Source organism: Halalkalibacter sp. AB-rgal2 (assembly GCF_041821005.1).
Taxonomy (GTDB): domain Bacteria; phylum Bacillota; class Bacilli; order Bacillales; family Bacillaceae_D; genus Halalkalibacter.
In genome coordinates, this window is record NZ_JBGUAV010000014.1 from 73,113 (window position 1) to 99,211 (window position 26,099).

At 39.8% G+C, this 26,099-nt stretch carries 25 protein-coding genes, 1 tRNA gene and 1 rRNA gene; 3 read left to right on the plus strand and 24 right to left on the minus strand.

What is annotated here, in order from left to right; all coding sequences use genetic code 11:
- The first annotated feature begins 30 nt into the window (after positions 1–30).
- The gene (locus tag ACERJO_RS12505; RefSeq protein WP_373647692.1) at positions 31–1,959 is read left to right on the plus strand and encodes an ABC-F family ATP-binding cassette domain-containing protein; all 1,929 of its coding nucleotides are present in this window, start codon (positions 31–33) and stop codon (positions 1,957–1,959) included.
- 94 nt (positions 1,960–2,053) lie between these two features.
- On the opposite strand, the gene ACERJO_RS12510 is transcribed toward ACERJO_RS12505, so the two are convergent.
- The 18 genes from ACERJO_RS12510 to ACERJO_RS12595 all read right to left on the minus strand — a co-directional run bounded on the left by ACERJO_RS12510 (position 2,054) and on the right by ACERJO_RS12595 (position 19,283).
- On the minus strand, positions 2,054–4,228 hold the full coding sequence (locus ACERJO_RS12510) for a hypothetical protein (protein WP_373647693.1): 2,175 nt from the start codon (positions 4,226–4,228) through the stop codon (positions 2,054–2,056).
- Positions 4,229–4,508: 280 nt separating this feature from the next.
- Positions 4,509–5,528, minus strand: a complete 1,020-nt coding sequence (gene tsaD, locus ACERJO_RS12515; protein ID WP_373647695.1) for a tRNA (adenosine(37)-N6)-threonylcarbamoyltransferase complex transferase subunit TsaD — start codon at positions 5,526–5,528, stop codon at positions 4,509–4,511.
- A complete protein-coding gene (rimI, locus tag ACERJO_RS12520) occupies positions 5,518–5,994 on the minus strand; it encodes a ribosomal protein S18-alanine N-acetyltransferase (RefSeq protein WP_247107076.1) in 477 nt (158 codons plus the stop codon). Before rimI ends, tsaD begins: the two co-directional genes overlap by 11 nt.
- On the minus strand, positions 5,991–6,704 hold the full coding sequence (gene tsaB, locus ACERJO_RS12525; protein WP_247107075.1) for a tRNA (adenosine(37)-N6)-threonylcarbamoyltransferase complex dimerization subunit type 1 TsaB: 714 nt from the start codon (positions 6,702–6,704) through the stop codon (positions 5,991–5,993). The genes rimI and tsaB overlap by 4 nt, the downstream gene beginning before the upstream one ends.
- Positions 6,701–7,156: a tRNA (adenosine(37)-N6)-threonylcarbamoyltransferase complex ATPase subunit type 1 TsaE gene (tsaE, locus tag ACERJO_RS12530; protein ID WP_247107074.1), complete on the minus strand. Its 456-nt coding sequence runs from the start codon at positions 7,154–7,156 to the stop codon at positions 6,701–6,703. Before tsaE ends, tsaB begins: the two co-directional genes overlap by 4 nt.
- A gap of 6 nt (positions 7,157–7,162) precedes the next feature.
- On the minus strand, positions 7,163–8,152 hold the full coding sequence (thiL, locus tag ACERJO_RS12535) for a thiamine-phosphate kinase (RefSeq protein ID WP_373647697.1): 990 nt from the start codon (positions 8,150–8,152) through the stop codon (positions 7,163–7,165).
- 145 nt (positions 8,153–8,297) lie between these two features.
- Positions 8,298–8,371 (minus strand) — tRNA-Met (locus ACERJO_RS12540).
- A 59-nt stretch (positions 8,372–8,430) separates the two neighbouring features.
- Positions 8,431–8,546: ribosomal RNA gene (gene rrf, locus ACERJO_RS12545) — 5S ribosomal RNA — on the minus strand.
- A gap of 238 nt (positions 8,547–8,784) precedes the next feature.
- Positions 8,785–9,924: a trans-sulfuration enzyme family protein gene (locus ACERJO_RS12550; protein ID WP_247107072.1), complete on the minus strand. Its 1,140-nt coding sequence runs from the start codon at positions 9,922–9,924 to the stop codon at positions 8,785–8,787.
- A gap of 368 nt (positions 9,925–10,292) precedes the next feature.
- A complete protein-coding gene (locus tag ACERJO_RS12555) occupies positions 10,293–11,120 on the minus strand; it encodes a carbohydrate ABC transporter permease (RefSeq protein WP_247107143.1) in 828 nt (275 codons plus the stop codon).
- 79 nt (positions 11,121–11,199) lie between these two features.
- Complete coding sequence (locus ACERJO_RS12560) at positions 11,200–12,078, minus strand: carbohydrate ABC transporter permease (protein WP_247107071.1); 879 nt, start codon at positions 12,076–12,078, stop codon at positions 11,200–11,202.
- A 469-nt stretch (positions 12,079–12,547) separates the two neighbouring features.
- Complete coding sequence (locus ACERJO_RS12565; protein WP_373647698.1) at positions 12,548–13,900, minus strand: extracellular solute-binding protein; 1,353 nt, start codon at positions 13,898–13,900, stop codon at positions 12,548–12,550.
- A 156-nt stretch (positions 13,901–14,056) separates the two neighbouring features.
- Entirely contained in the window at positions 14,057–14,833 is a 777-nt protein-coding gene (locus ACERJO_RS12570; RefSeq protein WP_373647699.1) for a response regulator transcription factor, read from the minus strand.
- Complete coding sequence (locus tag ACERJO_RS12575) at positions 14,823–16,541, minus strand: sensor histidine kinase (protein ID WP_373647700.1); 1,719 nt, start codon at positions 16,539–16,541, stop codon at positions 14,823–14,825. Before ACERJO_RS12575 ends, ACERJO_RS12570 begins: the two co-directional genes overlap by 11 nt.
- A 271-nt stretch (positions 16,542–16,812) precedes the next feature.
- Entirely contained in the window at positions 16,813–17,046 is a 234-nt protein-coding gene (moaD, locus tag ACERJO_RS12580) for a molybdopterin converting factor subunit 1 (RefSeq protein ID WP_247107067.1), read from the minus strand.
- The gene (locus ACERJO_RS12585) at positions 17,039–17,515 is read right to left on the minus strand and encodes a molybdenum cofactor biosynthesis protein MoaE (protein WP_247107066.1); all 477 of its coding nucleotides are present in this window, start codon (positions 17,513–17,515) and stop codon (positions 17,039–17,041) included. The genes moaD and ACERJO_RS12585 overlap by 8 nt, the downstream gene beginning before the upstream one ends.
- Entirely contained in the window at positions 17,515–18,030 is a 516-nt protein-coding gene (gene mobB / locus ACERJO_RS12590) for a molybdopterin-guanine dinucleotide biosynthesis protein B (RefSeq protein ID WP_247107065.1), read from the minus strand. Before mobB ends, ACERJO_RS12585 begins: the two co-directional genes overlap by 1 nt.
- Entirely contained in the window at positions 18,000–19,283 is a 1,284-nt protein-coding gene (locus ACERJO_RS12595; RefSeq protein ID WP_247107064.1) for a molybdopterin molybdotransferase MoeA, read from the minus strand. Before ACERJO_RS12595 ends, mobB begins: the two co-directional genes overlap by 31 nt.
- A gap of 125 nt (positions 19,284–19,408) precedes the next feature.
- Between ACERJO_RS12595 and mobA the strand changes: the two genes are divergently transcribed.
- Both mobA and moaC read left to right on the plus strand, forming a co-directional pair.
- Positions 19,409–19,990 carry a molybdenum cofactor guanylyltransferase gene (mobA, locus tag ACERJO_RS12600; protein WP_373647701.1) on the plus strand — a complete coding sequence of 194 codons (582 nt, stop codon included), beginning with the start codon at positions 19,409–19,411 and terminating at the stop codon, positions 19,988–19,990.
- A complete protein-coding gene (moaC, locus tag ACERJO_RS12605; RefSeq protein WP_373647702.1) occupies positions 19,983–20,465 on the plus strand; it encodes a cyclic pyranopterin monophosphate synthase MoaC in 483 nt (160 codons plus the stop codon). Before mobA ends, moaC begins: the two co-directional genes overlap by 8 nt.
- Positions 20,466–20,615: 150 nt before the next feature.
- Here moaC and ACERJO_RS12610 read toward each other — a convergent pair whose 3' ends face one another.
- The 6 genes from ACERJO_RS12610 to ACERJO_RS12635 all read right to left on the minus strand — a co-directional run.
- A complete protein-coding gene (locus tag ACERJO_RS12610) occupies positions 20,616–21,482 on the minus strand; it encodes a sugar phosphate isomerase/epimerase family protein (protein WP_373647703.1) in 867 nt (288 codons plus the stop codon).
- A gap of 23 nt (positions 21,483–21,505) precedes the next feature.
- Positions 21,506–22,327, minus strand: a complete 822-nt coding sequence (locus ACERJO_RS12615; RefSeq protein ID WP_373647705.1) for a helix-turn-helix transcriptional regulator — start codon at positions 22,325–22,327, stop codon at positions 21,506–21,508.
- A gap of 31 nt (positions 22,328–22,358) precedes the next feature.
- Positions 22,359–23,432, minus strand: coding sequence for a Gfo/Idh/MocA family protein (locus ACERJO_RS12620; RefSeq protein ID WP_247107059.1), 1,074 nt, complete (start codon positions 23,430–23,432; stop codon positions 22,359–22,361).
- A 15-nt stretch (positions 23,433–23,447) separates the two neighbouring features.
- Positions 23,448–24,605 (minus strand): Gfo/Idh/MocA family protein, encoded by a 1,158-nt coding sequence (locus ACERJO_RS12625; RefSeq protein ID WP_373647706.1) that lies wholly within the window; start codon positions 24,603–24,605, stop codon positions 23,448–23,450.
- A 148-nt stretch (positions 24,606–24,753) separates the two neighbouring features.
- Positions 24,754–25,731, minus strand: a complete 978-nt coding sequence (locus ACERJO_RS12630) for an AEC family transporter (RefSeq protein WP_373647707.1) — start codon at positions 25,729–25,731, stop codon at positions 24,754–24,756.
- A gap of 150 nt (positions 25,732–25,881) precedes the next feature.
- Positions 25,882–26,099, minus strand: a 218-nt coding sequence (locus tag ACERJO_RS12635) for a hypothetical protein (RefSeq protein ID WP_373647708.1), incomplete at its 5' end; no start/stop codon positions are given.

A 26,099-nucleotide genomic window follows, 5' to 3' on the forward strand; every position in this document is an offset into this window, starting at 1 on the left:
CTATGATGAGATGAGAGAAGGAATATTCAAATGATCATTTTACAATGTAACAACCTTTCAAAATCATTCGGCGTTGAACCGATTTTATCATCTATAAAGCTAGAAATTCAAACTGGTGACCGTGTTGGGCTTGTCGGACGTAATGGTGCGGGTAAATCAACGTTACTAAAAATTATAGCCGGACAGCTTTCTTATGACAGTGGCGATTTAATGATGCCAAAAGGAATTGATATTGGTTATTTGGCTCAGGATACTGGCTTAGAATCAAACCTGTCTATTTGGGATGAAATGCTTGCGGTTTTTAAACCATTACAAGAAATGGAGCGCCATATAAGGTCAATGGAAGAACAAATGGCCAATCCATCCATACTAGCCAATAACACAAAATACGAGAAACTCCTTAAAGATTACGATGAAAAACAGCTTCAATTTAAAGACCAAGGTGGCTTTCAATACGAAGCTGATATTCGCAGTGTACTAGCAGGCATGAACTTTGCCGACTTCGATTACGCAACAAAAATTTCGAATTTATCCGGTGGACAAAAAACAAGATTAGCTCTAGCAAAACTACTATTAACGAAGCCTGATCTCCTCATTTTAGATGAGCCAACGAACCATCTAGATATTGAAACACTCACATGGTTAGAACATTATTTAGCAGGCTACAAAGGGGCTATTCTAATCGTTTCCCACGATCGGTATTTCCTAGACCGAATCGTTACTCAGGTCGTTGAAATTTCAAGGACATTAACAAAGAAATACACCGGAAACTATAGTGACTATTTAGATGAAAAAGCTAAACAATACGAGCTAGAGCTGAAGCAATTCGAAAAGCAGCAAGGTGAGATTTCCAAGCTAGAGGAATTTATTCAACGTAATATCGCTCGTGCCTCAACAACAAAGAGAGCGCAAAGCAGAAGAAAACAGCTACAGCGTATGGACAAGCTTGATCGGCCAGCTGGTTCAGAGAAGTCAGCTTCTTTTTCCTTTAATATCGAACGTCAAAGTGGGAATGAAGTACTTCGAGTTAACCAATTGCATATTTCATACGATGAAAGCACGATTTTCAGTCAATTGAACCTTGCCATCAACCGTGGAGAGAGCGTCGCGTTAATTGGACCGAACGGCGCTGGAAAGTCGACATTATTAAAGGCGATTATGAACAAGCTGCCAACAGAGCAAGGAACGATACATCTTGGAAGCAATGTTCGAGCGGGCTATTACGACCAAGAGCAAGCCAATTTAAAGTCCAATAAGCTTGTTCTGCATGAACTATGGGACGAGCATCACCTTCTTCCTGAGAAGGAAATACGGACTGTTTTAGGTAACTTCTTATTTAGTGGCGATGATGTTCTGAAGCCGGTCTCAACGTTGAGTGGTGGAGAAAAAGCTAGATTAGCATTAGCAAAGCTCATGATGCAAAAGGCAAACTTCCTCATTCTGGATGAGCCAACGAACCATCTCGACCTCGACGCTAAGGAAGTGCTTGAAAATGCCCTTATCGATTATCCAGGAACGCTTTTATTCGTTTCACATGATCGCTACTTTCTTAATCGACTTGCTACTCGGATGGTCGAGCTAGACCAAGGTCAAATAACTGATTACCTCGGTGATTATGATTATTATGTTGAGAAGAAGGAAGAAACGAAACAACGAGAGCTCTTGAAACAGCAAGATCAAGTCACAGATGTACCGACAAACGTTCAAAATGATAAACAATCCTATGAAATTGACAAAGAAAAGAAGAAGCTAGAACGCCAACGAAATCGTCGCATTGCTGATATTGAAGAGCAAATTGAAGCAATTGAACAATCATTAGCAGATCATGAAGAGGCATTGTGTGATCCAGATGTGTATACCGATCATGAGAAGGCTCAACACATTCAAGAACAAATCGATCAAGGAAATGAAGAGCTAGAGAAACTCATGGACGAATGGGAGCAGCTTCAAGATTCGTAAATTTGTAGCTGTTGCATACCTGATACGCCGAACCAACCCGTATCAGGCATGCAACGTGTGAACCATTTCCATCAAGACTCTTAACCCCCACCTCTCAAGTTTTATCCTCAATAGGAAAAGTCGATTTAGCCGATTGAAATGTACCTACCTCCTTTCGCTCTTTACATTTAGCCAACCAATAATAATGAGTTGAAACAACAGAGAACATCGAAATAGCTGCTGCTACTACACCTGAATCATTAAAGACACACAATGCAAAGGATGCTACCACACCCGATTGCAGAAAGAGCTGCTTCCTTTTGTCTCGTAGCTGTATTCTCTCTTTCCATAAAATAATCGCCACAAGAGCATAGCTCGTTACAAATAGCTGTGTCCAATTAGAATGTCGAATTAACTTAACGTTCATTTTTAACTTCCGTATGACCGTATCAGTAATATAGGTCACATCACCAGCGATAAGACGTTCATAGGCCATACCTATGTGGGTCTGTTCGCCGAACTGTAAACTAAACAAACCGAGCATCAACAAAACAGCAAACAACATAATAAGAATGAGTAATTTTTTCCTCATACGAAGATGAAGCCATTTAACAAATAGAAACCCAAATACTACTGCCGAAGCTAGAGCAGCTCCAGCATTCGTTCCAAGTGAACTTTTACCTAATACGATAAATACAAATAACGACAGTAGCCCAAGACTAACGGTTGAAAGGAGTCCCTTCTTATACATAAAGGGGCTAATCATCATTAGAATCGCAATCATATAAACACCTACAAATTCATTGCCAATTCCATAATATCTAGCACCAATGATCGGATCATATCCTAAAAATGATCGCTGCATGAACCATGAGCCTGCAAAAAGATCAAGCGTAATGACGACTGCTGTTAAACCACCGATGATTGCGATTGGGTAACGGTCAAACCGTTCGAAGAAAAAGCCAGATAGAAACGTTGCTATAATTAATCCAAAAACAAAACCAATGATTCCGATCGAACCAACTAATGGTGCAAGCGATAAAAACCAAAATGGTGACATTAAAGCTGCCAGCAAACAAATTCGGTTCCATTTTCTCCAAACAGGTCGCTGATGGGGATTAAACCAACCAAAAAGGGCAGCTATGAGTAACGAAATAACTAAAACTGTGACGTAGAACGAGACGACCGATGCTCTCATTTTATAGATGAGCACCATATCATCGACACGATCATGAATCGTTTTAGCATGGACAGATGGATCGACCACTTGCATAGGTTGACCTGTCCAATAAGAATCAACGTCCACCTCAAATGATTTCAGCCAAGTTGGAATGAAATCGATACTTGATACGAGGCCATGACGTCTCGTTGTCTGTGACGTTAATGTACCTCCAGCATGATCAGATGACCAGTAAAACACTGGTGCTAACTGATATCTCAATTCATATGCTTCTTGGTGCATCATTGGAGCAATCAGCCAAACATCACTCTCCGCTGTTATTTGTTCAACAAACAGAGTTAATTCGTGTAGCAAAATAGACAACTGATTGTTGAAATGCTCTTTCTCCATAAAAGGCTTCAAAGAAAAAAGCCGATGAAAATCTCCCCATTCAATCACAGAAAATGTACGCTGTGCATTTGTTGTGGATAACCTATCGATAAGGAACTTTCTATCCATCTTCATACTATAAGGGAATTGCTGATCATCCTTAATCGCAAGTAATATGTCCCCTTCTGTATATCCCTCTTCATTCATCGTTAGCAATGACGCATAACGAATCTTTTCATCATTTGTATCACTATGACCATAAACTCGATGACCGATTTGATTGTTAATTAACAACTGTCCAAACCGTCCAGGTACGGCTTTATAAGTTGTTTGTTTATTTTTGTCTACAAGACGATGAAATAATGGCTGAATGATACAATCAGAGCATACCTTCCCTGTTAGCTGTTCCATCCAATCACGACTTCTAATTCCGTTTATGTATTCACGATCTTCGTAACTATTCCACTCTTGAACCCCTACAGCTTTTCCCCCTGACCCAATTGTCACCATATTATTTAAATACGAGTACGGGCCATCTGGTCGAACATTCATTGCTGCAAATGCAGCATCTTTCCAAATAGAATTCTCACTTTGAAACAACAATGGTGTTTCCAAAAAAGAGAGTGCTGGCACAACAATGACGACAACGTCAAGAGAATCATCAGTAGAATGTGAATAACCTGTTAGTGGCTGGACACTTAAAAACGTTAATAAAAATAAAATGATCACTTTTTTCCACATATTCACCAACCTCTACTTATACACTCGATATATCCACACTACACACAGGTTTATACACAGGAAAAACCGTATAAAAGCTTGATTGAAATAACTTATACACATTATCCACATTTTTACCCACAAAGGGTTAGCCACAATCAAAAAGTGATTAAATGAAGCTTTTTCACCCTTTTCCACACTATCCACAATCCATGTGGGTAAGTTATCCCTTATAAATACAAAAAAACACTTATTAGGAGTATATTCTCCAATAAGTGTTTTCTTATACGACGATCTATCGTTACCATTGCTCTAAATCAATAGCTGGGTTTCCATTCAAATCATATCCTGAAAATTGCTTTGTTCGTAGCTTTAAGCTTGCAGCGGCCCCAATCATCGCTGCATTATCTGTACATAGATGTAATGGAGGAATGCTAACTTCTACATTCCATTCAGCAAACGAATCTTTCAACGCTGTTCTTAAGCCTTTATTAGCAGCAACTCCACCTGCTAATACGATTTGCTTCACTCCATACTCACTCGCCGCTCTCTTTGTCTTCTGAACTAATACGTCAATCACACTAGCCTGAAAGCTTGCTGCTAAATCGTTAATTGGAAGCTGTTCATTACGTTGCTTATAATTGTGAACCGTATTAATGACCGCTGATTTTAAACCGCTAAAACTAAAATCATAAGAATCAGGCTCTAACCACGCACGTGGTAAGGAAATGGTTGGCTCACCTTCCGCTGCTAACCGGTCGATATGCGGTCCACCAGGGTAAGGTAATCCAATGGTACGAGCTACTTTATCATATGCTTCACCTACAGCGTCATCCCGTGTTTCTCCAATAACCTCAAACGCTCCGTGCTCCTTTAAAAAAACAAGCTCAGTATGTCCACCTGAAACGACAAGTGCGATTGCAGGAAAATGAAAAGACTCCATGATTAATTGATTCGCATAAATATGTCCAGCAATATGATGGACACCAATTAAAGGCAGATCGTAAGCAAAGGCTATTGCTTTCGCTGCATGCACACCAATTAGTAATGCCCCTACTAAACCTGGACCTTCCGTTACTGCTACTGCATCTAAGTCAGCAAATGATACATCAGCCTCATTCAAAGCCTCTTCTACAATGATCGTTATTTGTTCGACATGATGCCTTGACGCTATCTCAGGAACGACTCCGCCAAACCTCTTATGGCTTTCCACCTGAGAAGACACGATATTACTTAGCACATGACGTCCATTTCGTACGACAGCAGCAGAAGTTTCATCACAGCTTGTTTCTATCGCTAATATTAACTCATCATTCATCATCTAATTCCACCCACATGACTAATGCGTCTTCCTGATTATCCGCATAATATTTTTTTCGAATGCCGCCTTTTCGGAAGCCAACCTTCTTATATAGATGTTGAGCAACTTCATTGGACACTCTTACTTCCAAGGAAATCTTGACGACACCGAGATGGCGTAAAAAGGCGAGCACATAGCGCATTAATCTTTCTCCATGCCCTTGTCCACGGTGACTCGAATGAATACCGACATTCGTAATTTGTGCTTCCTCCATAACCACCCACATTCCACAATAACCAAAAATATGTCCATTCTCTTCATATACAATATAATGAGCAAATTGATTCGACGTAAGCTCTTGCATAAACACACTTGGATCCCAAGGCGCAGCAAACGCATTACGTTCTACACGCACAACCTCATCAATATCCTCAATGGTCATAAATCGAAATGTATATTTTTCTTCCTTTTCTTCTTGTTCAATCATTTTGAATCGCTCTTTTCTGACTGAGCTTGTAACCATTTTGCCTCTGCTTCAGCTAGCTGAATATAGTTAGGAACGAATTGATGTACATTTTGACTCACTTCTAGATCCCTACCAATGAACGCTAATTCGGAAGGCCTCGGAACCGCTAACGTGGCAGGAGAGAATAACGCATGATCCCTTAACGCTGCACAGATCATTTCTCGATGAAGCTTTGCATCTTGACCGACAATCAAGGTGGGCTTTTCTCGCTGTGCCAATTCTTCTAGCCACCTATCTAGCATCACTAGTCGATCCTCTTTAACTGTCGTAATCACTTCTTTTTCAAACGAATATAAGCCCGTATATACTTGTCCTCTTCTTGCATCAACTAATGGAACAATATCTCCATTGAAATAGCGTCCCGCTTGTGCCATTAAAGCAATACTAGAAACCCCGACAATCGGTATTTTCAATGACCACGCAAGTGTTTTCGCTGTTGTCACACCAATTCGTACACCTGTATACGATCCAGGTCCATTGGCCACAACAATTCGCTCAAGCTCACTAGGTTGCATGTCTACGTCTTTCATCAATTTAGATATAGCCGGCATAAGTCGCAATGAGTGATTTTTCTTTATATTCGTAATCAATTCTCCACGAATCGATTGATCTTCTGTCACAGCCACGCCCATCACATAAGAGGATGTATCAATCGCTAAAATCTTTGTCATACCGCTAACTCCTTACTTAGCTCACTCGATCGTGAGCCTGTTGCTTCGATCGTAATAAGTCGTTCATTTTCATCTTTATATTCAATCGTGATCTTTAATCGATCTTGTGGTAATTGTGCAATAATCATCGAAGGCCACTCAATAACGGTCACACCATCTCCATAAAAATATTCCTCAAACCCAAGATCTTCATATTCATTTTCAAGACGATATGCATCCATATGATACAGCGGGACTCGTCCTCTATATTGCTTCATGATCGTAAAAGTTGGGCTATTGACCACTCTTTTAACTCCTAAGCCTCTAGCCAGGCCTTTTGTAAAGCTCGTTTTACCAGCTCCTAAATCCCCTTCAAGTGTAATAACATCACCTTGTTGGACAAGATCCCCAAGCTTTTTTGCAAATACCATCGTTTCTTCTGGTGCCATCGTTCGTATTGACCATGTCTCCATTAAACTTCACCCACGCTTTTGAAAATGGTTGTAACCTTTTTTTTCAAGCTTCGTTAATTGATTTTCTTCTTTCAAATAGACACCTTTCCCTGTTAGAACATGTCCGATTTTCGTTATGAATAGCCCTTCCTCTTTAAATAACTCCTCAACCTTGTTGAAGTCCTCTTCCTTAGTAGTTCCAATTAGAACAAAATCTTCCCCTCCGAAAAACATATACTCTAATTGCTGTTCTCGTGAATAGCTAGACATCGCTTCATCAATCGGAATACAAGACTTGTCAATATGTATTTTTACATTGCTCGCTTCAGCTAATTCATTTACCTCGCTTGCTACTCCGTCACTTACATCATTTAATGATACTCGCAAGCCTGCATGACATAGTATCCGACCAGCCTTTACGTGAGGCTGAGGTTCTTGATGCGCCCTTACGAGCTTTTGCTCTGCTAAAGAGAATGATCCATTTACACCTTTTTCAAACAACAAATCTAAACCGGCTGCTGACCGACCGGCATGACCAGTGATGAACACAACATCTCCCGGCTTAGCCATATGTCGATAGACCGCGCGGTTACGTTCAACTCGCCCAATAACCGTAACTGTTAAGACAAGTGTATCAGGTGTTGATACCGTATCTCCACCAATTAAATCCATTTTGTATACTTGAGCTAACTCAAGCATTCCTTTATACACGTCTTCTAGCTCCTCTTGCTTCCAGTCTGAAGACGCTGCAACTGAAACGATATAATAAATAGGCTGTGCTCCCATCGCTGCTACATCACTCACATTAATGGCTAAGGCTTTCTTTCCTATTTGAAACGGAGTCAATGTATCTCGGCGGAAATGTATGCCTTCTACCATCGTATCAACGCAAACTACCTCATCATATTGTTCTGAACCACGATAAACAGCTGCATCGTCCCCTATGCCTTTAACAAGGGAGGGCTGGTCAGTCTGTCGTGGAGTAATTGATTTAATAAATTCAAACTCATCCTTCATGATACCACTCCTCATTCAGGTATTAGAAAAACGGAATTGCAGCTTTTCTTAGACGCCACCCTCGAGTTCGCCTACATCCTTCTTAATGAACATTCAAATTCTTAAAAAAAAGCCGAAACATATACGTTTCGGCTTTTTTTCGGTATTGCGGGGGATGGATTTGAACCATCGACCTTCGGGTTATGAGCCCGACGAGCTACCAGACTGCTCCACCCCGCGACGTTTTCATAGTATATGGAAATGCTTTGACGCTATCATGCGTCGAGTTAAAATAAGAAGACTGGCAACGTCCTACTCTCACAGGGGGAAGCCCCCAACTACCATCGGCGCAGAAGAGCTTAACGACCGTGTTCGGCATGGGAACGGGTGTGACCTCTTCGCTATCGCCACCAGACTTCTTTATTAACAGGCAAGATCAATTGTATCATGAATAAAATCCAATAGCAACTGTTTTTTAAAATTAGATTCAAAAAAAGAAGAACCTTCGACAAGTGGGGGAGCTTGCCGTTGGTTCGCGCAGGCTTAGACTATATGTAACTATCCTGCAAATGACGATTTCCTTATAAGGATGGACCCATTTATTCTATTTTATACATTCTTTTTTTGCCTAAAAGTTATTATATACAACCTCTCTAGCCTAATCTTATTGCCTTCTTAAACGTCTCAACGATATCCTTCTCATCTTCAATTCCAACTGAAATACGCACAAGCTGTTTGCCAATCCCTAGCTCCTGTTGCAGCTCTTTAGGAATCGTCCGATGTGACGTTCTTAACGGATACGAAACCGTTGTTTCCACACCTGCAAGAGTAGGAGCAATCTTAATCCAATCTAATGATTTAAAAAAGACTTCTACATCGACATGATCGGCTAAATCAACACTTACCATTGCACCGTTTCCTTTTTCTGAAACAAAGTCTGGATAATAGACTCGTTGAACATTAGGATCTTCTTCCAATGCATGTGCTAACGCTTGGGCATTTCTACTCTGCTTATCCATACGAATACTTAACGTTTTTAACCCCCGACAAGCTAACCATGCTTCAAATGGGCTTAAATTGCAACCCATTGTAACTATTTTCGAACGAGCTTTAGCAAGTAAGCTTTCATGTCCTACTAATACGCCTGCGGTCACATCACTATGACCCCCAATATATTTCGTAGCACTATGAATAACCAAATCCGCTCCTAACACATAGGGCTGTAACAAATACGGTGTTGCAAATGTATTGTCAATCATCACCTTAACATCAGAATCTTTACCTAATTGAATAACCCCTTCTACGTCCTCAACGCGCAACAAAGGATTAGTTACTGACTCGGTGTAAAGAAGAACCGTATTCGATTTAATGGCTCCCTTCACGTTAGCTAGTTCCTCAAAAGAAACAAATTCTACCTCTATACCAAGAGATGCCACTTCATCTGCAAACAGCTGATACGTTCCACCATACAAATCCTCCGAAGCTAGAATGTGATCACCATGCTTTGCTACTGCTAGCACTCCCGCTAGGATAGCGGCCATCCCTGAAGAAGTCGCTACTCCATCCTCTGCATTCTCTAATAAAGCGATTCCCTGTCCTAAATCATCTGTATTTGGATTACTGTAACGAGAATACAAATACTCCTTTTCTCCTTCATAGAAACTTTCCATATCATCTAAATCTTTAAATACAAAAGCTGATGTTTGATAGATCGGCTTTGCTTTACTCGTATTTCGTGCCGGCTCCTTAGATTGAAAATGAACCGCCCTCGTATCAAACTGTTTATCCTTCATCTCAACATCCCCTTATATCAATGAGCTAAGCTACTATTAAATCCTAGCATAAAGAGGACGATTGAGCCAATGTATAGAAAGTGTTCTTTAGAAGACATGAAAAGAAAGCATTGAGCAAAAGACCCTCGAAGCAACTAAAAAAACGCACAGGGAATCCTCATTCCTCTGATCAAGCAAACAAGTGCAAAATGAGTTAAAAAAGCAGAAATAGTGGAATGAGAATCCGTAACGATGAAAAATGTGTCAAAAAAGCCCAAATAGCAGAACGAGGAACCGCATGTATCCCTGATCTGTCTCTTCCCACTACCACTATCGTACTTCGGAGCTCTAAAGAGAGCTAAAGAAGAACGCTTTGCTTTGGCTCTAACTCACCCTTTTACAGAACCCGATGTAATCCCTTCAACAATACGATTACTTAAAAAGAAAAAAGCGAGTAAAATAGGAATAATACTAATCATTAAGGTTGCACCAATGGCTCCCCAATCAGTTGTATATTGCCCTATAAAGTTTTGAATACCTACTGTCAGCGTCTTATAACGATCAGAGCTAATAAACGTGTTGACAAAAACAAATTCATTCCAATTGTAGATCATATTAATAATCGCTGTCGTTGCAAGCACCGGTGTTGTCATTGGTAATATAATTTGGAAGAAGATCCGATGCACAGAGCACCCATCCATCACAGCCGCCTCCTCCACTTCACGTGGAAGTGTTTGATAGAAACCTAGTAGAATCATAATCGTTAGAGGTAAATTAAAGGCTGTATACGTTACAACAATCGACATAGGATGATTCATCAATCCTATATCTGTATAGAAGCTAAATAACGGAATAAGCGTTGAATGCACAGGAATCATTAAACCAACCATAAATAAGCCTAATACGAGTTTACTAAGCTTCCACCTCATACGCGTAATCGCATATGTTACAAAGCTTGCTAGTAAAACTGTTAAAACAACCGCCATCACTGTAATCCAAACACTATTAAAAAAATAAAGACTTATATTGCCCTCTGTCCATACTTTCACATAGTTTTCCCACTTCGGGTCAGAAGGAATCGCAAATGGGGCAAGCTGGAAGATCTCCTGATTATCTTTAAGAGAAAATAAGAGTAACCATATTAACGGAAGAATTTGTAGGATTGCTACAGTAATTAAGATCACATACAATACGATCAAGCTTAGTTTTGAAAGCATCGATTTCGTTTCCTTTTTAACAGAAGAACGAGTAGCTTTCAATTGTGTGGATGCATTCATCGTTACCATCCTCCTTTCATTAATATTGAATTGAATCCTTTGATTCAGTTAGCTTTCTAATGAGCCATGTAACAATTAGACAAATAAGAAGTAATAGAAAGCCAGCTGCACTTCCGTATCCAAAATCATTTGTTCGAAAGGCTAGCTTATACATATAAGAAGCCATCACTTCACTTGCTCCATTAGGTCCACCGTCCGTCATCACATAAATTAAATCAAAGTATTTTAAAGAACCTACAACCGCTAGCACAACCGTGACTTTTATCACTCCCGCTATGAGCGGCACTTTAATTTTGTAAGCAATTTGCCATGGAGATGCTCCATCAATTCGCGCCGCCTCAACTAGAGAATCGGGTATATTTTTTAATGCGGCGTAATAAATCAATATGTAAAACCCTGCGTACTGCCATAAAATCGGAATAAAGATGGCATATAACACAATACTCGTATCTGATAACCAAAGCGGTGGCTGCTCCACACCGATGGACATCAAAAATCGATTCATAATTCCATTTGAAGGATGGTACACTCGCATCCATAGCTGAGCAATAGCGACCGATGACAATAGCATTGGAATTAAATAAATTTTACGAAATAATTGAGCGCCTTTAACCTTCCCGGATAGAACAACTGAAACAAGTAAATACAGTCCCAAGCTCAAGACAGAAAACAAAGCAAGTAAAAAAGAATGCCAAGCGCTTTGCCAAAACTGATTATCGCTCATAAGCTGTATATAATTTTCCAAGCCAATAAACGTCATTTGTCCTATACCATCCCAATCCATTAATCCATAATAGCCTGTCATAATGATAGGAATATATACAACGACTAGCAAAAGAATGAATGCGGGGAGAACGTATAAAGCAATCACTTTTTTATCTGACATAACTCTGTTCATTTTCACCCATCTCCTTTCCATAATTATTAATTGCATCTGTTTAGTCGTTACTATCGTCTTAGTTGATCTGAATTTGGTTTCCTTTTCAAATCAGCGTGTAACGAACAAAGCTGAAGCGCTTCTATGCATTCACATATACTCTACTTAATGAACCTCATTCCGTTATTTCCGTCATCATGTCTTTTGGGATTGCCCTTCCGGATCCTCGTTCCGCTATTTGACCATTTGTGCTTCGCTTTGCTCTTCTTTTTACGTTTTAGCGGAATGACGTTCCACTTAGTACGTATAAATAGCGTGTATCTCCCAAATAACGGATTGAAGTTCCGTTTCATCCCACTTTGATTGACCTTATAAAATCTGATTCTGTAAAAAAAACCGCAGTAGCGGTCTTTTCTTAAAAGCTGTTTTCTTTTAAGAAAGGAGGTGTCTCACATTTTGAAATGGAGACCTCTCCTTCTTCATTCACTCATTATTCTTCATCTGCTAGTGCCTCTTCATGTGTTTTTGCAAAATCTTCTGGTGATACTTCTTGACCAAAGAGAGATTGAATCATATTTAAGTGAGTCTCAGCTACACCAGCGCTCATTTGTACATCTGCAAATAACGTAATATTCGTAGCTTGATTCAATTCACTTAAGACATCAATATAAAGATCTGGTAAGTCAATAGCATCAGTATCAACCTGAGTGGCAGGAATTACACCCGCTCCTGTCACTGCTTGTTCACCCCACTTCTCAACGAAGAAGCGAATGAAATCCTTTGCTTCTTCTTTCACATCTGAATTCTCTGCAACAAAGAAGCCGACACCAGGTCCACCTACCCAGCTGTCTATGTCACCTGCTCCTCCATCAATAGTAGGGAATTTAAAGAATCCGACCTGATCTCTAAACTCTTGGGGAATTTCATCATTTGTCGTGAAGTTCGGTAATTCCCATGAGCCCATCAAGTACATAGCCGCTGTTTCATTTAGAAATTCAGCCTTTGCTTCATCATTATTTAACCCATTAAAGCCTCGATTAAAAGCATCTCTTTCGACTAGATCAACTATACTTTCAGCAGCATCAATTAATTCCTGAGTTTCAAATGTTCCACTACGATCAATCGCTGAATTCAGCGCATCAGGACCACCGTAACGATCAGCTAAATACATATACCAAAGCGATCCCGTCCAACGGTCTCTATTCCCAAGTGCGATAGGAGCAACTCCATTCTCAACTAACGTATCAACAATATGGAGAAAATCATCATATGTTTCAGGTACATCTAAATCATATTCAGCAAAAATAGCTTGGTTATAATACACTGGAGCTATATTCAACTCAAGTGGTAACGCATAAAACGTATCATCCATTTCATAAGCCTCTAGTGTTCCCGCAACAAATGACTCCTGAAGTCCACCATCAAGCACATCATCTAACGGAGCAAATAATTCCCCTTTTACATAAGGCTCCATAAAACCCGCTGGCCAAGTCATCCCTACATCAGGAAGCTGATTAGAAGACGATACAACTTGTAATTTATTTTTGTATTGCTCGTTTTCAAGTACTTCCTGCTCAATCGTTACATGCGGATTCTCTTCAATATATTGGTCAATAATCTCATTGACAATTCGATTCTGACCAGCTGAAGTACCGGCAGGCCAAAGATGCATGAAATCAATGGTTACATCTGCTTGCTCTTCTGAACCCGCATCATTAGCATCATTTGACGCTCCTTGCTGTTCACCTGACGTTCCATCTGAATCTGTGCCTCCACAAGCCGCTAATACGAACAAAAGAAACACAGACCATACGATACATAGTGAATACGCTTTCTTTTTCAAATGAATATCCCCCTTACTATTTTTAATCCTCTTGAGTGTAACAAGGAACGAGCATTGGGATAAGGGTACGATGTTTGTATCATTTTCCACTTTTTTTAGAATCTACTTTAAAAGGCTGCTTAAGGCTGTCCAAAAAAGATTCTTCCTTTTGGACATTCACTTATATGTTTTTCGATAATATCCAGGAGTAACACCTTCGTACTCCTTGAAAATCTTGTTGAAATACTTTTGTGTTTGATAACCGACCTCCTCTGCAATGAGTGAAATTGGCATATCGGACTGTAGCAGCAAATGCTTGGCACTTTGAATTCTTTTTCTTGTCACATATTCACTAAAATTTATTCCTACTTCCTCTTTAAATAATGTACTAAAATAACTTCCGTTTAAATGGACAGCGTTCGCAACATCTTGTAAGCTAACCTTCTCTTTAAGGTGATCGTCGATATATCTTAATGCCTTTTCAATCGCCGGCTCATATCGATCGTTATTTAAGTCCGCTTGTTCTAACAATTGTACATCAATGACTTTCGTTAATCGCTGCCCTTGTTCTTGATCTTCTTTCTTAGAAATTGCATGCTCAACTGCTTCAATTAACTCTTTTTTTCTAATTGGCTTTAGTAAATAATGAATGACCCCGTGTCGTATGGCTTCTTGAGCATAATAGAAATCTGAATAAGCTGACATAATTAATACGATCGGTTTTGCTTCCATATCCGCTATAAGCTGAATAACTTCTAAGCCTGTCATCTCTGGCATCCTAATGTCAGTAATTAATATATCGATTTGCCTCTCACTTACTATTTTAATAGCATCTCGACCCGTGCTAGCGCTTATGACTTCAATCGAATATTGAGCCCATTGCTCCAACGTTTTACTAATACCTTCCCTTGTTCTTGGCTCATCATCTACGACTAAAATCGTTCTATTCATCATGAACACCCTCTCCCATAGGAATGTCAAAATAAACACACGTTCCTTCCCCACGCTCACTTTTAACAGCTAAGCCTCGATGATGAATGTCTTTATAATATAGTTGGAGGCGTTTGTTCACATTTGTCATCCCCATCCCTTTTTGACTGCTATACGCTTGCTGAAACACACCGTTAATGGTTTTCTGATCCATCCCAATACCATTATCGATAATGAAGATGCTTAAGCGATTGCCTATATCCGATGGCTCTATTCGCACTTGAACCACCCCACCTTCACTTCGATTACCAATACCATGTAAGATTGCATTTTCAACTAATGGTTGAATCGTTAGCTTCGGTATCATACAGTGATTAAACTCATTATGATCATCAATATGCCAAGAGATTCGATCTCCAAAACGGACCTGCATCACATACAAATACCCTTCAACATGATCGAGCTCCTCCCTTAATGAGACCCAGTCATCCTTTTTTTGATCACTGATCGTATAACGGAACAATTCTGATAATGTAATGACATACTCAGCTAATTCCTCCTCGTCTTTTTCTTCTAATGCCCAATACAATGCTTCAAGTGTATTAAAAAGAAAATGGGGATGGATTTGTGCCTGTAACGCTTTCAGTTCAGATTGGTGGCGGACAATCTCCTTTGCATATACCGCTTCGATTAAATGATTAATCGTCTCAACCATTTGATTATACGATTGATTTAACTCATTCATTTCCACCGTAGTTGAACGAACAGGAATCGTTTTTAATTCACCATCCTTTCCTTGTCGCATCGTATTTGTTAATCGAATAAGAGGTTTCGTTACATACGTTGCTAGCAAATAAGAAAATAACATAAATACAAAAAAACCCAACCCTGCTGAAAGAATGAGAGCTAGTCGTAATGCTGATACTTCACGTGTAATCATTTGAACTGGAGTAAACATATACGTGCGCCAGCCCGTTTCAACTGATTCATGGTGAACTTTTATGTAGTCTTGTTGATGCACAGTAAACGTTGATTCATCTTGACTAAGAAGCTTTTGTTCATGACCCGGATAGTTCGAAGCAACCGGCTCATATTGTTCATCGACCACAATCATCCATTCACTTTCCATCATGGAATCGTGCACTTCAAAATAAGTAGGCTTTATACGAACTAATAAATATCCTCCTTTCGAAAACCACCTATTCATTAAATTCACTTGTCTCAATGCAAGGAAATAACCAGGCTTATCTCGATCCTTTCCGATCCAAATGAGTCGTCCTTTTTCCTCTTCTGCTTTTCGTATCCACCTATCGTCAATTCGTTCTGAAAGAGAAGCTTCATTCAATGGAAACAACCGACGTTCATTAGACAAATATAATTCAAAAGCATCAATCCCGTTCGAATATGCTTGGAATGAATCGACGACTTGCATGAGTGACTGACGTTGATGAAACAGAGTTGTTTGTCCATGTACTTCTTCTAACAAGAGGTCTTGAACGTAAGCATTTGTTGCAACTTGATTTGTAAGCATATCAAGCTGATGATAGAGAGCATCTACACGACCACTCGCTTGTGTAACTGTTTGTTGAATTTGCTTTTCTGCATTATTCGTTAACATCGATGCGACCATATTGTAAGTCATCACTGCAACAAACGACATGACAATCGCCATTGCCATCACAAAAACAACCAATATTTGATTACGTAAGGTGCGAAACCAGCGAATAGACATTTCTAAATCTCACCTCTTTGTTGATAACGCTTACTTAAAGAATAACAAAGGTTCCTTTGCATGCTACATATAGAAACAACATATAATATTTAAAAAAGTATGAATGAACGATACTACTACAAAAGAAGGTATATACATACACCTTTTTCAATGCTCGATCAGTAACGTACGTAATCGTGAATAGCTCCAATAAACAAAAAGAATGCTCCAATAGGCTTTAGCCTAATGAAGCATTTTTCTCAATACTTTTATTCTATTATGACCAGCTCTTCTAACCCCCACTAACCGGTGGGATAAAAGCAACGGTATCACCACTTTTCACAACGTCTTCCTCATTAGCAAACTCCTCATTTACAGCAACCATGACGTTATCAAACGTACGTATCGAGTAATCACGAATGAGCAGTTCCTTTAATTCTTTAATGGTGACCGGTGCTAGCTCTAAACTAATTTCGTCCTGACCGCTCTCCTCTTGTAGTTGTGCAAACAATAATACTTTAATCATGAGACTCACCTCCACCATCCGGTTCACCTAAAGGATAGGACGTTTCACCTGACTGATCACCAACCCATTTCGTACCATCCTGCCAATACTCCTTCTTCCAAATTGGAACTATTTCCTTAATTCTTTCCATTGCATATGCATTCGCTTCATATGCTGCTTTACGATGCGGGGTTGAAACAGCGATAATGACCGCAATATCGGAAATTTGCAGTAAGCCAATTCGATGAGAGATCGCGACCGTTGCTCCAGGCCACTTTTCCTCCACTTCTTGACCAATATGCTGCAATTTTTTCACGGCCATTGATTCATACGCCTGATACTCCAGCTGGAGTGTCTGCTTCCCTTGTGTAAATTCTCGAACAGTTCCGATAAAAGTCGCAATCGCACCACACTCTCGACGTGTGACCTTTGCTACTAATTCCTCTACCGATAACGGTTCTTGGCTAATTTCAAACATTGAATATTTCATTATAAGCTCCTTATTCGTTTCACAATAAATGATACATACTCTTCTTCCTCACCAATGGTAAACACAGGTACATCTGCTTCAAAAGGTCGTCCCCATGTAATGATTATTTGCACATTTTCCATTTGACTCAACATATGTTGATCTTCATTCCCTTTCAATATGACGACCTTCGGATAACATTCTCTTTTATACCCTTCCACTAATATAAAATCTGCCTCTAAGCTCTGTAGTAGCTTAATCGTCTGTTCCAAGCTTTCAACATGGTTTTGCTTATGAAGAATTAAGTCTCCCCCACCTTCGACAACCGTCATGATTGCCCCAGCTTTCAGGTGCCGATCACTATCCTTCGCTTCTCGACTATCATATAGCCGCTCTCCTCGATGACCATGGTGCTTAATAGTTGCTACATTCCATGCAAGCTCTTCCTTACACCTCTCAAGGATTTTTCTCATTAACGTTGTCTTTCCGCTATTTGAAAAGCCGACTACTTGTAAGACGCGACAATCTGATCCCACGGCCACTCACTTCCTACTTGATCGTCAAGTAATAGAACATCCACTTTCATTCCACGCTCATACCCTCTCGTTCCACCAGGTAGAAGCATAAGGGCATCGGCGCCTGAGAGAGAGCTGACCACTCCTGATTTATCGAGCCCTGATGGCTCAACATACAATGCTCCTTCGTCAAATATTAGCTGCGATCGAACGAAACGCATAAATGGATTCGGCTTAGGAAAATCAACATTTAACGTAGCTGTCACCCTTCGCAAATGAGGCTTCTTACTATAGAAGGCTTTCCTTAAAATAGGTCGAACAAATAGCTCAAAACCGACATAGCAAGCAGATGGATTACCAGATAAACCGTAAATCACCTTTCCTTCTCGTAACAGCGCTACTGTCGTCACACTACCAGGTCTCATGGCAATTTTATTAAAGAGTACATTCGCTTCAATCTTCTTTAAAATTTCTGGAATAAAGTCAAAGTCTCCAACAGAAACTCCGCCAGTCGTAATGAGCACGTCCACTTCATGTAAGGCGTTATTAACAGCTTCATAACAGGAATCAAAATCATCATCTAGCTTCCCAAGATAAACAGCTTCACCACCCGCTCGCTCAATCTGAGCCATCACCATATGTGTATTACTATTACGGATCTTTCCTGGTACGAGCTCTTCATCAACGTCTAACAGCTCACTTCCGGTTGCCATTACACCTATTCTCACTCGCTTTGCAACTGCGACCTCACTATAACCAAACGTCGCTAATAAGGCGATGATTCCAGGATTGATTTGTGTTCCCTTTTCGACTAGTACGGTTCCCTTTTTCGTATCCTCACCTTGAAATGAAATGTTCTCATGCTTCTTTACTTTTCGTTTAATTTCAATCGTTTCATTTGGTCGTTCATTCACAAGCTCTAGCATAATAACAGCATCTGCCCCCTTCGGAATCGGAGCCCCTGTCATGATTCTGACCGCCTGCTGAGTCTTCACTTCTGCATCATATACAAAGCCAGCACCAATATGACCAACGACATCAAAGGAAACCGGTGTCTCGACTGTTGCTCGATTCGTATCCTCTGACCGAATCGCAAAGCCATCATACGGAGAACGATCGAAGGATGGCACATCATGTGTAGCGATTAAATCCTCAGCTAAAAAACGATCCATCGCCTGTTCCAATTTCACTCGTTCAAACGTAGCTTCTAACGAAAATTCCATTACTCTTTTTACAGCTTCCCTTACTTGAATCGGTGTTCGCCTCTCAACCAATCCCCTCACTCCATTCTTGTTTATCGGTTTTGTATGATTTATAATGTCAAAATGTTATGATAATAAATGAATTGTACTTTATTTTAGCATAAAGAGACGCGCTTGAAAAAGAAAGAAGGGGTATTATGGACGTAGAAGGAGTTCTGTTAGCTGGAGGGAAATCATCTCGCTTTGGCAAGCCTAAAATGTTTGAGTGCTACAAAGAGAAGCCATTCTACGAGCATGCGATCACTGCTTTTCAAAAGGCTGGTATTGAATCGATTACGATCGTGACAAATGAAGCTCTCTCTGCTCATTTCAACGTATCCTTTTCTCGTACATCTGTTTTAATTGAAAACCCACCATATGAAGGGCCGCTACATGCACTCTATCAGGCAATGTTGAAACAAGAAGCGGCAAATTGGTATTTTACGTTACCTGCTGATACACCCTTTGTTACATCTACCTTTATTAAAAACCTGCTTTCCTATCGAAGTGATCAATCAGCCATCATTGTACCTGTTGCTAATAACTTTGAGCAGCCCTTACATAGTCTATATCCAGCAAGCTGCTTACCTGTTATAAAAAAGCTACTATCAGAACAAAAAAGAAGCATGAAGCTCTTATTTGAACAATTCCCTGTTCAGCGCGTCGAATTTCATAAATCCCATCAAGATTTTATTAATATCAACACCCAAACAGAATGGAGTCGATACAAGAATGAGTGAGTTTTCCCATTGGAACGAAGAAGGGCGACCAAAGATGGTCGATATTTCAGCGAAAAATGAAACGAAACGATCGGCAATAGCTCGTTGCTATGTACAATTTAGTTCTGAATTATATGATGCGATAGAGCAACAACAATTAAAAAAAGGCGACCCTGTTCAAGTCGCACAAATTGCCGGAATTATGGCAGCTAAAAGAACGCATGATCTAATCCCCATGTGTCATCCAATTGCCATTCAAGGTGTAGATTTCACCTTTCAATATGAAAAAGTCGAAAGCGGTTATCAGTTAATCATTGACGCTTGTGTATCATGCAAAGGGAATACAGGAGTTGAAATGGAGGCTCTAACTGCTGTATCAGCTGCTGCACTGACCTTTTACGACATGTGTAAAGCAGTTGATAAAGCGATTGTTATTAAGGAAACAAAGCTACTATCTAAAACCGGTGGAAAAAATGGTGATTATACTATAGCGTAAGCTGTGTAACGTATCGTGTATGATTAAGGTCATTGAAAAATATATTTTTCCAATGACCTTGCTATTCTACACTCTCTTTTCTTTTAAAGCCTGTTCAAAAGAAGAAATAATGTGGCAATGGCTCCGTTCGATAAGCGTCTTGTGGCAAGGTCATTCAAAAAGGGAAAAACCGCTCTTTTGAACAACTTCTTTTAAAAAGGCCTCATGAAACGCCAACGATTTTTCCGCTGAAAAAGCTCGACTAAAATCCTCAATACCTAAATAACCACGATAACCTACCTCTTCTAAATCAAGCAAAACCTGTTCCCAACAAACGACTCCATGATCCACACGCTCCCACTGGACGTTCCACTTCATATTCCCATCTTCTCGCTGCCACTTCGCGTTTTTCACATGAACATGCGCTAAGTACGGTCCCAGAAGCTGTAAAGCCATTCTATGATTCTCATAGCCTTCATGAACTAAATTACCAGGATCATACAATACCCCAATATAATCTGGATGACATCCATCAACTAACCGCCATGCCATTGATGCACTTGGAGCAATTGTTGCATGATGAGTTTCAATTAATCCTTTTACTTCATATTGCTCACAGAGCTGCTCTGCCTGATGAATATACAGACGAGCCTTTTTAAATAAATCATCATAATGCTGACTCCCATCATAAGAAGGCACACCTAAACGAATCATTTGAGCTCCTAACTTCTTTGCAACCTTTAATACATTTTCTGTTTCTTGAAGATCGCCACACGTTAAATAAGCGTTTATGCTTAACGTAGACACTTGGAGCTCCGTTGCTTTTTCATGTAAATCAGCTAAATATTGATCTGACATTGCTGGTGTAATCGTACAAAGATTATTTCCCCAAAAACTTGGTGCTTCTACTCTTAACTCTGGCCCCATTCTTTTATAGCGCCATTCCACTGCCGAATAGCCATACTGGTATAATTTTTCTAGCAATTTCTCAGGTGTCCATTCCGGTGTCATCACCGAAAATACAGAATACTTTGACATAACCGTTGCTCACTCCTTCTGCCCTATAACATGCTTCTTCTATACTGTTCAGGTGTTACACCTGTCAATTGCTTAAATACTTTGCTGAAATGAGATGGATATTTGAAGCCTAATTGATAGGCGAGCTCTGTTACACTTATATTCTTCTCAAGCATTAACTGGATTTTGGCTTGATTCACCCTTCTCTGCTTCACATAATTAAAAATCGTAATGCCTGTGACATCTTTAAATAAATTCGCTAAATAATATTTACTGACATGTAGCTCATCTTCAATTTGCTCTAATTCAAGGTGCTCCATATAATGCTCTTCGATAAATGAAATGACGCGCTGTACATGATTTTCCTTCTGACTATTAATCAAAGGAGTCTTCCTTAAATATTGTTTACACAATGGGTACAGTAACGCTAGTAACTCTAATACGTGCACATCAACCTGAAAATGAGATAATGAATCAGATTGACATGAAAATTGATTGATTTTCTGAAGCAGCTCCTCCACCTCCGCTCTCTCGCTCTCCTTCAAATGAAAACGAATAGATGGCAATGAGGTAAATGGCTCAAGTAAACCCGGCATATTCATAGAACTAAGAATCTGTTCAATATAATGGCGATCAAAATGAATAGTCGTACGGATATAGTCCGCACTCTCAAATAGCTTTGGACGATGAAGAGTCATACCATTCATTAAAATGACATCCCCAGGCTTAAGGACGTATATACGATCACCAATTAAATAATTGCATCGTCCACCGTGAAAATAGAAAATTTCATATTGCGGATGTGAATGGAAAGGAATATCTACTTTATTATTTTGACAATAGCCTATGCTAATTTGTTTGTTCATTCCATCGTAGTCTCCTTTCGCATTCATATCACTACTCAACCTTTATCGCTTTTTGTTGAGCGACCAAACATAGCTCCGCAGCTTTAAAGGCATGTTCTTGTGTCATAGCATGTTCCGTACGATTAAGACAATCCTCGATCAATTCACCAAAAAAGGGGAAACCCACCTTCCCTTTCAGTGACAAATAGCTTTCTCCTCGATCATTCACTAAAAAGAGGTGATCTGTCTCTTTACTTTTTGCAATATCTGTATATTTGCGTAATTCTATATATCCTTTTGTGCCCAGAATAAACGTACGTCCATCCCCCCAAGTCCCTAATCCATCAGGTGTATGCCAATCGACTCTAAAGTAGTTGGTTGCTCCATTATCTCCTAGTAATGTGGCATCGCCATAATCCTCTAGCTCAGGGTAATCTTTTGCATGATAATTAGCTACTTTACTATGCAACACATTAGCATCTTTACAGTCAGCATAATATAAAAATTGTTCAATTTGATGGCTACCTATATCACAGAGAATGCCACCATAATCTTTCTTTTTAAAAAACCACCCCGGTCGATTAAAGGCTGATAAACGATGGGGACCGAAGCCTGTCACTTGAATGACTCTACCAATTTCGCCATTCTGGATTAACTGTCCGGCATACACTGCACTTTCAACATGAAGCCGCTCACTATAATAGACCATATACTTCCGACCTGTTCGTTCAACAACCTCTCTAGCATGCGCTAATTGCTCTAACGTTGTAAAAGGAGCCTTATCTGTAAAGTAATCCTTTCCATGCTCCATTACTCGCACACCTAATGCACAACGTAATGACGGTATCGCTGCTCCTGCTATGAGCTGTACGTCAGAATCATTCAGCACCTCTTCTTCTGATGAAGCAACTCGAACAGAAGGAAACGCTTTCAAAAAATCTGCAACCTTTTGTTCATCTTGATCATAGACCCACTTCAAGGTAGCTCCTGCTTCCACTAGTCCATTACACATCCCATAAATATGACCGTGATCTAGACTAACCGCCGCAAATATAAATTCATTCTCGTCTACGACAGGAGACCGTTGCCCTTTTGGTGCATAATTCATTCCTTCTTGTCTGTCCATTACTCTCCCTCTTTTCTAATGAGATCCTTTCACATCTAGTACGTTCATTGTCTCTTTCTTTTTAGCAGTAGATTGCTTGATGCGATCTTGTAAATGTTGATAATAGTGTTCTTCATCAAGTGGTAACGTCACCCAATCATCAATCCATGTTGACAGCTGCATCGCATTGGAAATTGTTAAGCCTTTAATACCTTCTACTCCCGGTGCAATTAAGTTTTCCCCTGTTACTATCGCATCAACAAAGTTTTGCGTAATTCCTTTGTGACCTAGCTCGACCCCTTCAACAGGAACCGTACATTCCCAGCATTCAGGGCTACCAAATCCCCCTTTATATTGCTGATTAAATTCACTTTCAGCAATACGCAAGCGCCAAAACAATAATCGTGATTCCTCAACAACTATTTTTCCACGATCTCCTGCAACCTCAAGTCGATTAGTGCCTGGAGCCTCCCCTGTTGTCGTCACAAAAACACCCGTTGCTCCGTTCTCGTGTTCGATATAAGCCGTTACCTCGTCCTCCACTTCAATTGCACGATGTTTTCCAAATTGACAGAACGCGCGGATCCTTGTTGGCACAAGATCTGTCATCCATTGCCACAAGTCAAGCTGATGAGGACATTGGTTAATCAAAACGCCTCCTCCCTCACCTTTCCATGTCGCCCTCCAGCTACTCGAGTCATAGTAGCTTTGCGAACGATACCAATTTGTTATAATCCAGTTCATTCGTTTAATTTCACCTAGCTCACCTGACTGGACCATATCTCGAACCTTCATGTAAAGTGGATTCGTTCGTTGGTTATACATCATTGAAAATACGAGACCTTTTGATTGACTTAGTTCATTCATTTCCCTCACTTGCTTCGTATACACACCCGCGGGTTTCTCACAAAGCACGTGTTTATCGTGCTTAAATGCTTTATTCGCTAAGCGAGGATGGTCATAATGAGGAGTAGCTATTAAAATCGCATCAATATCATCATTTGAAAAAAAAGCATCCTCATCAGCAAAGACTTCTACTCCTATTAAATACTGTCTCGCCCATTTTCGTTGTGCTTCATTCACATCCAAAACAGCCCGTAGTTCAGCACCTTTTATTTCACCTTGATGTAAATACATGGCATGAGCAGAACCCATTGAACCGACTCCAATTAACCCAATCCGAACATTATCCACTGGTAACACTTCCTTTCATTTACTACTATAATCGTAATAAATAAAAGCTCTGTCTGCTTCAATCATGTTAACTAAATTCGTTATCTATTTATATATAATTGCTGTCTTTTTCTTTAGATAAAATATGAATATGATCTGCTGACTGTTTCTACAAAATCATCACAATGAGATATAAGACAGGTAATACAACGATTAATAAAATCGTATTAATAAACCAGCTTGAATTGGCTAAATCTTTGTCTAAGTTAAAGAGCTGTGGAGGTACTAACGAAGTAAAACCAGGTGGCATCGCCGATAAAATTAATATCGTCTTAAATGCAATCCCCTCATAATACTCCTTTAACCCGAACAAAAAGGCACAGAATGTGACCGTAACCGGTACAATAACATATTTAATACTCGCTATCGATAGGCTTTCTTTTAAAAACCCCTTAACCTTTGTCACCTGCAAGTTAAACCCTGTTGGAACGACTAACAATATCGTAAAAATGGGAACTAGCAAACTATTTAAATGTGTATAGAACTCGGGCCGATCAATGGGCGAAGCATTTAAAGCTCCTCCAATCCCAATGGCAACAATCGTCACAATAAAAAAAGGATTTCTCATCACTTTACTTAAAACAGACGGGGGCTTTGTTCCTTTTTGACGATCACCATAAGACTGAGCTACTGGAAAGCCAACCGCATAATAAATCAAGTCCTCAAACAGGCGAAACAACGCCACAAAAACAAGGCTCGCTTCTCCTAAAAATACAAAGCAAAACAAAGCACCAAAGCTACCTAAATTCGTAAATGTGCCCGAAGCAAACATCGCTCCTTGCTTTTTTCTCGATAGCTTTAAAAGTTTAGCAGCATACAGTGCTAATACACCACCAATTCCAAGCGATAGAGCACCAAGTATTGGGATGTACATTAATCGAATGTCATCCATCTCAACGAACCAAAAGGCTCCTAATATAATTAACGGATTCACAACCAACAATGCCGACATCGTACAATTTTTTAAAATCCAATGCATCTTTGCTGCCGATTCAATTTTTCCTTTATCAAGTAAAACTCTTAATCCTCTTCCAAATAACAGACCGATAATAATAATGGATAGTGCAAATAAAAAATTCCCAATCATGAAATGTCTCCCTCATTGCTGACAACATATCGTTTGTTTATAACGTATCATGGTTTATTGGAAAAAGATACAGTTTGATTTTCACGTAGAGATTTTATTAATGAGAGCTTTTATTTGCCTTCCTTTTGCTCACATAAAAAAAGCACAACCCTATTGGATTGTACTTGTTCGCCCGGCAACGTCCTGGCTCTTGCTTTCTCTTCTACGGGGATGATCCTCTTGGAGACTCCGCTTTGATGTTCCCTCTTGTTGCTTGACGAAGAGTAACCATTCGTCAAGCAGGGGACATGTTGCTTTTCTTGATCCTTCTTCACGGCGATCCATCGGCTCTTTCACAGATGATGCTGTCCCTTCCGGAACAGTGCTCT

Coding starts and splice junctions, on each gene's coding strand:
- ACERJO_RS12630 (WP_373647707.1), bottom strand. CDS start 25,731: ATGATTGGGAATTTTTTATTTGCACTATCCATTATTATTATCGGTCTG.
- ACERJO_RS12560 (WP_247107071.1), bottom strand. CDS start 12,078: ATGAACAGAGTTATGTCAGATAAAAAAGTGATTGCTTTATACGTTCTC.
- ACERJO_RS12555 (WP_247107143.1), bottom strand. CDS start 11,120: ATGCTTTCAAAACTAAGCTTGATCGTATTGTATGTGATCTTAATTACT.
- ACERJO_RS12620 (WP_247107059.1), bottom strand. CDS start 23,432: ATGGACAGACAAGAAGGAATGAATTATGCACCAAAAGGGCAACGGTCT.
- mobA (WP_373647701.1), top strand. CDS start 19,409: ATGGACGTAGAAGGAGTTCTGTTAGCTGGAGGGAAATCATCTCGCTTT.
- ACERJO_RS12585 (WP_247107066.1), bottom strand. CDS start 17,515: ATGAAATATTCAATGTTTGAAATTAGCCAAGAACCGTTATCGGTAGAG.
- rimI (WP_247107076.1), bottom strand. CDS start 5,994: ATGATTGAACAAGAAGAAAAGGAAGAAAAATATACATTTCGATTTATG.
- ACERJO_RS12550 (WP_247107072.1), bottom strand. CDS start 9,924: ATGAAGGATAAACAGTTTGATACGAGGGCGGTTCATTTTCAATCTAAG.
- ACERJO_RS12610 (WP_373647703.1), bottom strand. CDS start 21,482: ATGTCAAAGTATTCTGTATTTTCGGTGATGACACCGGAATGGACACCT.
- thiL (WP_373647697.1), bottom strand. CDS start 8,152: ATGAAGGATGAGTTTGAATTTATTAAATCAATTACTCCACGACAGACT.
- ACERJO_RS12510 (WP_373647693.1), bottom strand. CDS start 4,228: ATGTGGAAAAAAGTGATCATTTTATTTTTATTAACGTTTTTAAGTGTC.
- ACERJO_RS12570 (WP_373647699.1), bottom strand. CDS start 14,833: ATGATGAATAGAACGATTTTAGTCGTAGATGATGAGCCAAGAACAAGG.
- ACERJO_RS12615 (WP_373647705.1), bottom strand. CDS start 22,327: ATGAACAAACAAATTAGCATAGGCTATTGTCAAAATAATAAAGTAGAT.
- ACERJO_RS12505 (WP_373647692.1), top strand. CDS start 31: ATGATCATTTTACAATGTAACAACCTTTCAAAATCATTCGGCGTTGAA.
- ACERJO_RS12575 (WP_373647700.1), bottom strand. CDS start 16,541: ATGTCTATTCGCTGGTTTCGCACCTTACGTAATCAAATATTGGTTGTT.
- moaD (WP_247107067.1), bottom strand. CDS start 17,046: ATGATTAAAGTATTATTGTTTGCACAACTACAAGAGGAGAGCGGTCAG.
- tsaE (WP_247107074.1), bottom strand. CDS start 7,156: ATGGAGACATGGTCAATACGAACGATGGCACCAGAAGAAACGATGGTA.
- moaC (WP_373647702.1), top strand. CDS start 19,983: ATGAGTGAGTTTTCCCATTGGAACGAAGAAGGGCGACCAAAGATGGTC.
- tsaB (WP_247107075.1), bottom strand. CDS start 6,704: ATGACAAAGATTTTAGCGATTGATACATCCTCTTATGTGATGGGCGTG.
- tsaD (WP_373647695.1), bottom strand. CDS start 5,528: ATGATGAATGATGAGTTAATATTAGCGATAGAAACAAGCTGTGATGAA.